Annotated in this window: 10 protein-coding genes; 3 read left to right on the top strand and 7 right to left on the bottom strand. The window is 72.9% G+C overall.

The genetic code is table 11. The features are described 5' to 3' along the window. The first annotated feature begins 39 nt into the window (after positions 1–39). Positions 40–702, top strand: a complete 663-nt coding sequence (locus ACFZBU_RS02815) for a hypothetical protein (RefSeq protein ID WP_391581649.1) — start codon at positions 40–42, stop codon at positions 700–702. Positions 703–715: 13 nt separating this feature from the next. On the opposite strand, the gene ACFZBU_RS02810 is transcribed toward ACFZBU_RS02815, so the two are convergent. The 7 genes from ACFZBU_RS02810 to ACFZBU_RS02780 all read right to left on the bottom strand — a co-directional run bounded on the left by ACFZBU_RS02810 (position 716) and on the right by ACFZBU_RS02780 (position 8967). After that, a complete protein-coding gene (locus tag ACFZBU_RS02810; RefSeq protein WP_020554773.1) occupies positions 716–1084 on the bottom strand; it encodes a hypothetical protein in 369 nt (122 codons plus the stop codon). Positions 1085–1180: 96 nt separating this feature from the next. Continuing rightward, positions 1181–1768, bottom strand: coding sequence for a hypothetical protein (locus tag ACFZBU_RS02805; protein ID WP_391581648.1), 588 nt, complete (start codon positions 1766–1768; stop codon positions 1181–1183). 231 nt (positions 1769–1999) lie between these two features. Beyond that, a complete protein-coding gene (locus ACFZBU_RS02800) occupies positions 2000–4579 on the bottom strand; it encodes a TerD family protein (protein WP_391581647.1) in 2580 nt (859 codons plus the stop codon). A 163-nt stretch (positions 4580–4742) separates the two neighbouring features. Then, on the bottom strand, positions 4743–5654 hold the full coding sequence (locus ACFZBU_RS02795; RefSeq protein WP_391581646.1) for a DUF2510 domain-containing protein: 912 nt from the start codon (positions 5652–5654) through the stop codon (positions 4743–4745). A gap of 78 nt (positions 5655–5732) precedes the next feature. Then, the gene (locus ACFZBU_RS02790) at positions 5733–6419 is read right to left on the bottom strand and encodes a ribonuclease HII (protein WP_391581791.1); all 687 of its coding nucleotides are present in this window, start codon (positions 6417–6419) and stop codon (positions 5733–5735) included. Between the two features lie 264 nt (positions 6420–6683). Further along, a complete protein-coding gene (locus ACFZBU_RS02785) occupies positions 6684–8189 on the bottom strand; it encodes a hypothetical protein (protein WP_391581644.1) in 1506 nt (501 codons plus the stop codon). Between the two features lie 253 nt (positions 8190–8442). Then, positions 8443–8967, bottom strand: coding sequence for a winged helix-turn-helix transcriptional regulator (locus ACFZBU_RS02780; RefSeq protein ID WP_391581643.1), 525 nt, complete (start codon positions 8965–8967; stop codon positions 8443–8445). Between the two features lie 118 nt (positions 8968–9085). On the opposite strand from ACFZBU_RS02780, the gene ACFZBU_RS02775 reads away from it, so the two are divergent. Then, complete coding sequence (locus tag ACFZBU_RS02775; protein ID WP_391581642.1) at positions 9086–10462, top strand: MFS transporter; 1377 nt, start codon at positions 9086–9088, stop codon at positions 10460–10462. Between the two features lie 82 nt (positions 10463–10544). Then, entirely contained in the window at positions 10545–12149 is a 1605-nt protein-coding gene (locus tag ACFZBU_RS02770) for a hypothetical protein (RefSeq protein ID WP_391581641.1), read from the top strand. Positions 12150–12207: the final 58 nt, after the last annotated feature.

Below are 12207 nucleotides of genomic sequence, written 5' to 3'. Positions count from 1 at the left end.
GAGCGTGCGCCGCTGTCCGTTTTGGACGGAAGGAGGATCGTGCACATCGCCGCAACCGCCTCCACAGCGTCCGCTCGCCACGGCGCGCCCACGAGCGGGCCCTCCCGCTCGCTCGACCCGGAATCCTGGCACGCGCGCCGGGTCCCGTTGCTGCGCGACCCCCGCACGCTGATCAAACGCCTGTACGACCTGCACCGACCGGGCGCGCGCACGGCGGTGGTGGCCGTCCTGGATCGATCCGAACGCCCGGTGGCCAGTGCCTCCTTCGGCTTCGGCGAGGGTCGTACCGACGGCTGGCGCTGCCGCAATCTGATCCTGGCGAACCTGCGCCTGATCGTCCCGGACGACCTGCGTCGGACCACCCCGACGCACACCACGGTGCTGGCGATACACCGCGAGGGCACCCGCGAGTGGGAAGCGGACGACGGCCGCTGGATGTGGGGGCTGCACGACGCGTGCGTGCTGCACGGACTGCGCTGTGGGGCGTTCGCGATCGTCGCGCAGGACGGCTGGCGGGTGATCGCCGACGTACGCTCCGGGCGTACCCCGGCGCTCGCCGCGGGCCGCGGCGGCGGTCCCGGCGGCAGCGGGCCGATCAGGGCAGCGGGCATCGCCCCGGCCCGCCCCGCGACTGAACTGCCGCAGGTGCGTTACCTGCCGGAGACGGGGCCCACTCCCCTGGTACGACCTTCCGCGTCCTGACGGACGCTCCGGATCAGGCGGTGAGACCGCGCTCTGCGAGCCAGTCGACCAGATCGGTCGTGACCGTCAGTGCGTGGTCCTGGACGAGCTCCGGGCTCTGCAACCGCGTACGCAGATGTTGCGCGTGGAACGGCTTGATCCCGGCGATCAACTTGCGCACCCCGAACACGTTGCAGAACGCCCGGTCGTCACCGGCCGAGAAGGCGCGGTCCCATTCCTGGCGTTCGGCCCCGATCAGGGTGGTGTAGGCATACCGGTTGAGATAGCCCGACAACATGTCGATGACGGTGCTACAGGCCCGGTACTGCTGTATTTTCAGCCGGTCCTCCTGGTCGCTGAGGAACCGGTCAAGGAGCTGCGCGATCGACGGCGATTCCGACATGGCAACGAACCGTAGCCGACCTTCGGGTTTCGCGGGGCAGGGGGCCCGAGTTCGGTCGGACCGGACCCGGATGGGCCCCCTGCGTGCTACGACGTGCTATGCGACACCGGTGAGGGCGCGCACCCGCTCGATGTCGCCGCAGACCGTCACCGACGCCCCGGCGGTCAGTGCCGCGGTCAGGATCTGCGCGGCGTTGTCCTGGTCGGCGAATCCGTTGACCACGACCACGACCGCGGCCCGGCGCAACGGACGCGAGGCGGGCAGCGACGCGTAGAAGACGTCCTTGCCCTCGTCGTATTGACGCCAGTACTGCGCGGCGCCGAACGTCTCCTCGTGCTGCTGCCACGGGTGCGGCCCACCGGTGGTCAGCACCAGGATCGAGCCGGGCTCGGTGCCGGCCTCCAGGAGCGCGTCCACCGCGTCGTCGGCGGCGTCGAAGACGTTCTCCTCGGTCGCCGGGATCAGCGTGACCCGCGGCGCGGCCGGAGCGGCCGGAGCGGGCTTGCCGGGCTTGCCCGGCTTCGCCGGGGCGGATCCCGCGGTCGCCTGACGCGGCACGGCGGGCTTGGGCGGGCCCGGCTTCGGGCCCGGACGGGGTCCGGGCTTGGGCGCCGCGCCGGACGGGCGCGGCACGGACGGGGTTTCGGGTGCGGACGTCGCGTCCGCGGTGTTTTCGGCAGTCACCGGATTCACAGTCATGTCTGGGGAAGGCTCGGTTCGTTCGTGGCGGTACCGGGATGCCCGGCGGTGAGGAGACGCGGGGAGGGATCGGTGGAGTCCCGTTCCCCGGAGAACACGCGCGGCATGGTGGCAGTCCTATCAAAGCCGCGCGGGGCGTGCCCACCCAGGGTGCTCCTGGGGTGTGGCCCGGGCGTACGACGGCGCATCCTACGATGCCCCGTCAGCTCGGCCGGATCAATCGTCCACCACCACCCCGTGCTCGATCACCAAAGCTGCCAGGCCCTCCGCATAGCCCTGACCGACCGATCGCAGGCGCCAGGAGTCGCCGCGCCGATAGACCTCGGCCAGGATCATGACGGTCTCATCGCCTCCGCTCAACCGGAATTCGGCGAGTCGACGGCAGGTCACGGGGTCGACGATACCGACGGTGACGGGTACCTGGGCGAAGGTGGTGCCACTGCCGGCGTCCAGCGCGAGTGCGACCAGTACCCGACTGCGGCCCGGAGGCAGCGTGGTGACGTCGATCTCGACCGAATCCGAGCCCGGTTCCACCTCGTTGGTGGTCCCGGTCTGCAGCTTGCCGGCCAACCGCACGGCGCCGCTGGCGTGTACGGGCTGATTGAAGAACACCAGGTCGCCGTCGTCACCCACTCGGCGGTCGTCGTCCAGGACCAGGGCCACCGTGTCGCCGTCCGCCTGGCCCGGCGCCCACCACGCCGCCTCGATCCGCACCGTGCCCGCGAACGGGCCCAGGTCCTCGATCGTGACGGCCTGCCCGCGGGTGAGCTCCCGCGGCGGCGCATCCGCCGGCCGCGGCACAACGGCGGCCGGGGGTGTGTCCGTGGGCCGGGGCGGCACGGCGGTCGGTGGGGCATCGGCCGGTCGCGGCGGCACGACCACCGACGATGCCCCGGACCCGCCGGCGGCGGGCGTGGCCGCGGGCACCGCCGGCATCGGCTGCGGCGGCGTCTCCGGGCCCGGCACCGGCGGTGGCGTGGTCGGCGCGGTGTCGTGCGTCGCCGGCACCTCCGGCGGCGGCGGGAGCACGTCCGGGACGGTGGCCTGGAGCACCTCGGCGGCCGAGGAACCCGGCGCCACCGGCAGATCGGCGGCGGTCGGCGGCGGCGGGATGCTCGGCAGCGTGACGCCCGTGACCGGCACCGGCGCCGGCGTGGTGGCCGACGCGGACGCCGACCCGGACACCGGCGTGGCCGGCGCGGTCTGCGCCTCGGTGATCTCGAACGCCTCGGTGGGCGCGAAGGCTTCGGCCGATCCCGGGGCCTGGGTCGACGCGAACGCCTCGGTCGGCAGCACCTCCGAGACACCGTCCACGGGCGTGTCGTAGGGCCGGTAGGGGCTCGGCGCGAAGGATCCGGCGGCGGCCGGCACCGCGGCGCCCGGCCGGGGCAGCAGGAAGCCGCTCGTGGTGCGCGGCGCCCCGGGCACGACGTGCGCGAGCGAGGCGGCGGCCACCTGGGAGGCCGCGTCGGCCGCGCTGCTGCGCCCGCGTTCCAGGTCGGCCAGCAGCGCCAGGAACACCGGCTCGATCAGCACCCGGATGCCGCGCTGGCGGGCCCAGTAGGTGCGGTCCGCGGATTCGTCCGGGTCGGCCACCACGAGCACGTCCACCCGATCGTGGATACCGGACGCCACGGACAGGTCCGCGCGGGCCATCCGGCGCTCCAACTCGCCCCGGGTGACCGCGAGATAGCCGTGGAAGAGCACGTGCAGGCCCGATTCCAGCGGACGCCCGCGGGCCAGGATGCGCGGTCCGCCGTGGCCCTGCTCGACCGTGGAGCGGGCCATGCCGACGATCTCGTCCAGCGCGGTGCGCGGGATGCCCAGTTGCGCGGCGACCCGGGTCAGGTCGGCCCGCTCCTCGCGGTCGACGGGTCCGGCCGCGACCATGGACGCGGCCAGCGCGGTCACGTACAGCCGGTCCAGATCCTTGCGCTGCGCCTCGGAAATGCCCAGGGACACCGCGAGTTCGGCCAGGTCGATGGCCTCCTGCGGGGTGATCACCCGGTCCTCCAGGGCCGCGTCCAGCACCGCGAGGTAGCTGTCCGGGCCCTCGCCCACGCCGGTGGGCGGACCGTACGCGCGGGCCTTCTCCAGGTACGACACCGCGTCCCGGCGGCGCACCTGCTCGGCCTCCTCGCGTGCCCGTCGGGCCACGTGCGCGTCGTCGCGGGTGAACATGCGCGGTACGTCGGCGCCGCGGCGCGGCCAGTTCAGCGTGGCCGCCACCGTCCGGGCCTGTTGCCAGTGCCGGGCCTCGCCCGCGCCCTGACGCAGGTAGTGCTCCAGGAGCCGCGCGGTGCCCATCGCCTTGGCCGCCGCGCCGTGCCCGCCGTCCACCGGCACCTCCGCCGCCTCGCAACACGCGAGCAGGGTGAAGCGCGGCGCCTCGGGCAGGTGGTGCGGTGCCTCGCGCATCGTGCACAGCGTGGTCAGCGGCGGCACGGTGGGTCGACCGCGGCGCTGGAACTCGCGCTCGACGAAGCCGATGTCGAAGCGCGCGTTGTGGGCGACCACGACCCGTTGCCGGAACAGGTGTGCCAGCCACGGCGCGACCTCGGCGAACGTCGGGGCATTCACCACGTCGTCGTCGAACAGGCCGTGTGCCTGGAAGTCGCCTGCGGGACCCTGCGGGTCGAGCAGGGTCGCGAAGAACTCGGTCACTCGTCCGTCGAGATCGCATTGGGCTACCGCGATCTCGATGATGCGATGTCGATGTGGGGACAATCCCGTCGTCTCCACGGCCACCACCGAGTAGCCGGGGCATTCGAGGCGATCACCGATGCGCACAGTCACCCCCCAATGATGATGTGCCCGGTGCGGCCTCCTTCAGTCGCATCCCGGCAAGCCCGACCTGCGGCGCGCGTCCACGGTACGCGCTCGCGACCGGTGCGGGGTACGGCGCGACCGATCGGGCGTACCGTACCGCTGGTGACGTCTCGTCAGATATGACGCAGGGTCAGGATGTGCTCTCCGAGGGCTGCGGCGTGCCCACCTTGATGCCCTTGAGCACGGTGTCGAGCGTGGACTTGTCCGGCGCCGAGGGGGAGATCTCCAGCTTGAGCAGCACGCAGGGGAATTCGCCGTCCGCGTTCTTCTCGTCGATCACCACCGCCTGCGCCCAGGCGGTGTCCGAGTCCATGTTCAGGTCCTCGGGCTTGCCCTTGACCTTGGCCCGCAGGACGTAGCCCGGGTGGCCGTCCACCGTGATCGCCTTGTCCAGTTCCAGGGTCTCCAGCTTGATCCTGCCCTTGGTGCCGGTCACGTCCTTCTTCAGGTCGGCGACCAACTCCTCCAGGGTGTCGGCCTTGCGGGTGTCCAGCGTCAGGCCGGCGCGATAGCACTTGCGCTCCGCCTGCAGTGCGGTCTCGGCCGCGGCCCCGCTCGACCGGGTCGCGGACCTGCTCGGACACGGGCGCTCCACCGCCTGATCCGCGGGATCGTCGTCCGGGTCCGGGACGACCCAGCCCTTGAACCTGGGCACGGTGAGCCCGGTGGCGGGATCGGTGAGTGTGCCGTCCGTGGCCGCCGTCTTTCCGCCGCCGTCGTCGTCGTCCCCGCCCAGGATGACGATCAGCGCGGCGATGATGCCGCCCACCACGACCAGGGCCAGCACGCTCAGGCCGATCGCCTTGCCGCGGCCGGGTCGGGCCGCTCCGGGCGGCGGGCCGACCGGCTGATAGCCGCCGGGATACCCGCCCTGGGGATAGCCGACCGGCCCCGCGGCCGGCGGCGCGCCCATCGGCGGTGGCGGGATCTCCCCCTGTGCGCGGGCGCGGGTCGAGGCGGTCCACTGGGCGCCGTCCCACCAGCGCTCGGAGCCCGGGGCCGAGGGATCGTCGTACCAGCCGGGAGGAATCGAGGCAGTCACCCGCGTGACGCTACAACCGGCCGCGGGCGGCGCACGAGCGCCTCCGGGCAAACGTGACCGTTCGGAAACCGAGGCCGATCAGCCCAGATCGAAGCCGAGTTGCCCGTCGGTGACCGGTTCGACCCGGGGTCGCTTGAGGTGCCGCCACGCGGGCAGGTCGTCCCAGTACGCCCAGGACATCCGATGGTGCGGCGTGGGGCCGTGCTCGGCCAGTGCCGCCCGATGCACCGGCGCCGGGTATCCGGCGTTGCCGGCGAAGCCGTACGCCGGATAGCCCGCGCCGAGATCGGCCATCAGGGCATCGCGGTGCACCTTCGCCAGCACCGAGGCCGCCGCCACGCTGATGCAGGACTGGTCGCCCTTGATCACGCAGCGCACGGCCCACGGCGCACCGAGGAAGTCGTGCTTGCCGTCCAGCACGATCGCGTCGGGGCGCACCGGCAGTGCGGTCAGCGCGCGTTCGGCGGCCAGCCGCAGTGCGGCGGTCATCCCGAGTGTGTCGATCTCCTCGGGATCGGCCGACCCGAACGCGTAGGCGCGCACCCACGGGTCGACCGCGGCGGCGACCTCCTCGCGGCGGCGCGCGGTGAGCAGCTTGGAGTCGGTGAGCCCGGCGGGCGGCACGGTCAGGTCGGTGATCGCGGCCGCGACCAGCACGGGGCCGGCCCAGGCGCCGCGGCCGACCTCGTCGACCCCGGCGACCACCTGTGCGCCCCGGGCGATCAGTTCGCGCTCGACGTCGTAGCTGGGCGGGGCGATCCGCACGGCGGGCTTGCGCTGCGCGACGACCTTCTTGGCGGCGACCTTCCTGCCGGACACCTTCTTGGTGGCGACCTTCTTGGCGGCAACCTTTCTTGCCACCGCCTTCCCGCCCGAACCCTGCTCGGCGGAAACCTTCTCGGCGACATTCCCGTTCGCCGCGACCGTGCGGTCGGCGGTCGGCTTCGCGGCGGCTCGCTCGGGCTCGATCCCGGGGCCGCCCGCCTGTTCGGTGCTCGGCTGCTTCACACCACCACCGTAGGTCACCGATCAGCGGTGGCCGACCACCGTCTCCCGCTCCCCCTCGGCGATCGACACCGGCGGTCTGGGCTCGAAGTACGTCGAGACGCCGGCCGCGGTCAACCGCTCGCGCAGCGCCCGGGCGCCGGGCCCGCCGGCGAGCGCCGCCTCGGCCCAGCCGAGCAGGTCCAGGTCGACGCCGAGGTGGTCGGTGACGGCGCCGCTGCCGGCCCAGGTCGGCCGCGATCGGCCACGCCCGGACTCCACCCACGCACACCCCAGCAGGGCGGCCAACGCCCCCGCGGTGTCCGCGCCGTGCCGGGCCGCCAGTTCCGCTCCGCGCCCCTCGACCAGCAGCGCCAGCACCCCGCCCAGGGTCACCGGGTATTCCACGCCCGCCCGTCGCGCGGAGATCCCCAGCGCCGCGGCCCGACGGGCCCGGACGAAGCCGACCAGGTGCTCCAGGAACGCCTCCTCGGGCAGTGTCACCAGGCCGTCCAGCGCCGCGAACCCGTGCCGGCCCAGATGCCCGTCGTCGTCGGTGACCAGCAGGTACGGATGCACGTGCGCGAGCAGCCGGAGCGGCTCGACCAGCAGCGAGCCGCCGGCCAGGTCGGCGCCGCCGGGGGTGCCCCGCCCGTCCAGGGGTCGAGCCAGGAGACGCTCGACCCGGTCCGCCATCGCCTCTTCGGAGCCGGCCTCGACCTCGCCCCATGCGGCCCGCAGATCCCGGAAGGCCAGGAAACCGGCAATCGGGTCGCTCGGCACACAGCCCGCCTCGGCCGCCGGGGTCAACACGTCGTCCCGGAACCGGTCCCAGTCCGCCCGGACCTGCGCCAGCTCGGTCAGCGCGTCCGCCACCGCGTCGGTGCCGTAGGCGCGGGCCGCGGCCCGGTCGGCGGCACGCTCCTCGAAGCCCACCACCGGGGCGGTCACCCGCCGGTAGAGCACGGCGTAACGGGCCGCCGCCCGGCCCGCACCGCCGTTCCCGGCCAGCGCCTCGGCCAGCCCGATCACCGCGTCCACCCCGTGGCAGGCGATCCGGTCCGCGAGCGGCGGTCGGCGACGGCGGCCGTGTCCGAGCGCATGTGCGATCGCCACCCGCAGCCGCCGGCCGGTCAGCACATGCGGCAGCACGGCGCCCAGCACCAGATGGCGGTGCAACCACGTCCCGGGACGGCGCACCACCCGCAGCTCGCAACCGGCCCCGCCGGTCAGCACGATGCCGTCCGGCACGGGCACCCGCAGATCGGCGGCCACGTCCTCGACCAGTTCCCACAACACCGGCTGCGCCCGGGCGTCCACCGCGAGCCCGGCCGGCAGCTGGCGCGGACCGGTCAGCTCCAGCAGCAGCGCGACCAGCGCGACGACGGCCAGCCCCCACAACACCGCGGCACCCGAGGTGAAGAACCGCCCCTGGTCGACGATCGCTCCGGTCACGAAGGCCACGAACAGGAGCGGCAGCGCGAGCACGACGTACAGCACGCCCAGGAGCAGCACTCCGGCGAGTGCGCGTAGCCCCGTCCCAGCGCCCATGGATCCCCCTCGAAGCGATGACTCACCCGTTCGAGGACGACCCTAGGGCCTGTGTCTCGGCCACCGCCGGATCCCGCACGATCCGACCGAACCGGCCACGTCACCGGCCCGGGATCACCCGCCGGGGCGCCTGCCGCGGTCGCCGACGCAGATCACTTCCGCGCGGCGTCTGCCGGCGCCGGCTGCCCCGGTATTCCCGCCCGGGTCATGTGCCCCGCCTCACCTGTCCCGTCCCATCCGGCCCGGGCCGATGTCAGGGCAGCAGCGGCTCCAGCAGGCGATGCGGCCGGCGCATCGCGCGGGTGACTGCGTCCTCGCGCCGCAGCACGTTGGCGCCGGGCCCCGGGGCCACCTCGGTCTGCTCGGGGGCGACCACCTCCGCGCAGACCGTGCAGATCCCGGTCGGGTCCACCGTCCCGCCGCAGCCGTGGTGCCGGAAGATTCGGCAGGGCACCCCGTTCTGCACGTGCTTCTCGCCCCAGCGGGCCATGGTGCGGATGATCGGCCACAGGTCGATGCCGCGTTCGGTGAGCACGTACTCCTCCCGAGGCGGCGACTCCTGGTAGCGGCGCTTGTCGAGCACGCCCGCGTCGACCAGCGTCTGTAGTCGGCCCGACAGCACGGCGCGCGGAATGTCCAGGTGAGCGAGGAAGTCGCTGTAGCGCCGGACGCCGTAGAAGGCGTCCCGCACGATCAGCAGCGTCCAGCGCTCGCCGACGAGTTCGAGGGTGCGGGCGAGCGCACAGTCCTGCTGCCCGTAGTCCTTGCCCAAAGCCATACGAGCACTTTAACCCCGGGTCGGTTCATTCATCGAACCTTTGAGTGCTACGTTCTTCGAGCACCAAGGTTCATTCACCGAACCTACCCGCCGAAATCGCAATCCGGGGAGCACAGCCATGTCCCTCACCACGTCCATCGCCCCGCGCACCGCACCGAAGGCGCCCGGCCCCGCCGCCGGCGGCGGTTCCGCGGGGGCGACCGTCCCCGTGGTGGCCCTGGGCACGCTGCTGCTCCTGGCCACCTACACGATGCCGATCGCGATCGTCCCGGACACCGTGCGCGAGTTGCATGCGGGCCCCGGCGGCCCGGCCTGGATCCTCAGCGCCATCGGCCTGGGCCTGTCCGCGGCCCTGCTGATCACCGGCAGCCTCGCCGACGACTTCGGCCGCCGCCGGATCTTCACGGCGGGTGCGCTGGGCCTGGCGGTGTCCTCGGCGCTGACCGCCCTGGCCCCCTCGCTGCCGCTGTACGTGGTCGGCCGCGCGCTCCAGGGCGTCGCCGGGGCGGCGATCATGTCCGCCGGGCTCGGCCTGCTCGCGCACAACCACCAGGGCGCCGCGCGCGGCCGGGCGATGGCCGCGTACGGCTCCTCGATCGGCGCGGGCATGGTCGTGGGCCCCCTGCTCGGTGCCGGACTGGCGCTCGTGCACCGCTCCGTGCCGTACTGGTTCGCCGCCGCGGCCGCCCTCGCGGTGGCCGCCGTCGCCCGCCGGATGCCCGAATCGCGTGCCGAGCACCCGCGCCGGCCGGACGTGTGGGGCACGCTGACTCTGGGCCCCGGTCTGATCGCGCTGACCGCCGCGCTGATCGAGGGCCGACAGGGGTGGCACCGGCCCGTGGTCGACGTGCTGATGGTCGTCGCGGTGCTCCTGCTCGCCGGCTACGGCGCGACCGCCCTACGCGGCCGGGCACCGATGCTCGACCTGCGCATGTTCGCCCGCCCCGCGTTCGCCGTCGCCACCTTCGGCGCCCTGATCGTGGGCGTCGCGGTGATCGCCATCGCCGCCTACCTGGGCACCGTCTTCCAGGGCACGCTGGGTGTGAGCGCCCTGGGCGCCGCCCTCCTGCTCGGCCTGTGGTCGGCTGCGGCCGCGATCACGTCCTTCGCCGTCGGCCGGGTGCACGTGCTGCCCGATGCCCGACACCGCTTCGCCGCGGGCCTGCTCGTCGCCGCCGTCGGCTTCCTGGGCCTGTACGGGCTCACCCCCGCCGACTCGTGGGTACGCGCGGTGCCCGGCCTGCTCGTCGGCGGCTTCGGCGTGGGCCTGGTCAACACCGCGCTCGCCCGCCTCGCGGTGGAGAGCGTGCCGGTCGACCGGGCGAGCATGGGCTCCGGCGCCAACAGCACCGCGCGCTACATGGGCGCCTCGATCGGCGCGGCGCTCGTGGTCGCCCTGGTCGACGCGGGCGGCATCGACCTGGCGATCCTGGTCGCGGCCGGCCTGTCCGTACTCGGCGCACTCGTCACGCTCGGTCTGCACCAAAGCGAATAAACCCACAAAACCTCCCATCTCCGGCATCCACCGGCGACGTCGGGCCCCGCGTCTGGAAAACTCGGGTCATGTGACGAGCGATGTGCAAAGCCCAGCGACGGATCGACCCGCAGCGCCGGCGGGTCGCCGCCGTTTTCGGGCACTCGCGGACGCGATAATCGAGCGGCCGTACCTGATCACCGCCGGCCTGATCGGCCTGATCATCGTCACCGGTGTGAACGGCCCCGACTGGCCGGCGCAGTACTTCCGGACCTGGCTGATCCGCGACCACGGCACGTACCTGTGGAACAACCAGTGGTACGGCGGACACCTGCTCCCGGGCTACAGCATCCTCGCGCCGGTGATCGCCTCCAAGATCGGCACCGCCACGCTGACCGCGCTCTCGTGTGTGACCTCCGCGTGGGCCTGGGACAAGCTCCGGGTGGGCGGGAACGACTTCGCCCGCAAGGTCGGCAGTTGTTGGTTCGCGGTGATGTGCAGCGTCGACTACCTGATCGGCCGCACCCCGTTCGCACTCGGTGTCGCCGCGGGCATGCTCGCCATACTGGCCGCTCGCCGCCGACACCCGCTGTGGGCCGGTTTCGCCGCCCTCCTGTGCGGGCTCTCCAGCCCGCTGTCCGGCGCCTTCCTGATGCTGGTCGCGCTCGCCTGGGTGCCCAGGGAACGGGTCTGGCCGACCCGGCTGTGCTTCGCTCCCGCCGCCGTGGGCCTGGTCGCCGCGCTCGCCTTCCCCAACGAGGGCATGTTCCCGTTCCCTTGGTGGCGGTTCCTGCCGATCCTGGCCTTCGCCGCGGTCGGCCTGCTGATACTGCCCAAGGAGCAGCAGAGCGCCCGGCGCTTCCTGTGGCTCTACGCGGCGACCGCGGTGATCTTCTTCTTCGTGCCGACCTCGCTCGGCGGCAACCTGGCCCGACTCGGCGAGCTCACCGCCGGCCCGCTGATGGCGGTCGTGCTGCTCTCCGCGGGCCGGCGTCGGCTCGTGGTGCTGCTGGCCCTGCCACTGCTGGTCTGGCAGTTCCAGTCCGCCGCGCTGGCCATCACCCACGACATCAAGGACTCGCCGGGCGAGAAGCCGCAGTACTACGCGGGCATGCTCGACTTCCTGCAGAAGAACAACACCCACCCGCTGGGCCGGGTGGAGATCCCGTTCACGCGCGGCCACTGGGAATCGGTGTTCGTCGCCGAGAAGATGCCGCTGGCCCGCGGCTGGGAGCGCCAGCTGGACCGCAACTACAACGCGGTGCTCTACCAGGAAGACCTGACGATCCAGGAGTACCGCGACTGGATCGACGACACCGGCGTGCGGTTCGTGGCCCTGCCGGACATCCCGATCGACCCGTCCGCGATCCCCGAGGCCGAGCTGATCCGCAAGGGCATCCCCTGGCTCAAGCCGGTCTACTCCGACAAGGACGGGCACTGGCAGGTCTGGGAGGTGGAGAACCCGACGCCGATCGTGATGGGACCGGGCGAGCTGACCGAGCTGACGCCGAGCAGATTCTCCTTCGACGCGCACGCAGCCGGAACGTTCGTGATCAAGATCCACCCGACCTTCTGGGTGACCCCGGACCGCCCCGGGATCGTGATCAAGGCGACCGAGGACGAGTGGAGCGAGATCACCGTCGACCGGCCGGGACCGGTCACCGTCTCCGCGCGCGACTCGAAGCTCTTCAAGGGCAAGAACGGCTAGGCCGTGTCCGGTGGATCCTGGTGGATGAGGTCGCGTCGTCCGGTGCCGTGGCTCGGCG

The organism is Embleya sp. NPDC008237 (assembly GCF_042956465.1).
Lineage (GTDB): Bacteria > Actinomycetota > Actinomycetes > Streptomycetales > Streptomycetaceae > Embleya.
Note: the sequence above shows the minus strand (reverse complement) of the source record. Positions and strands in the feature narration are given on the sequence as shown.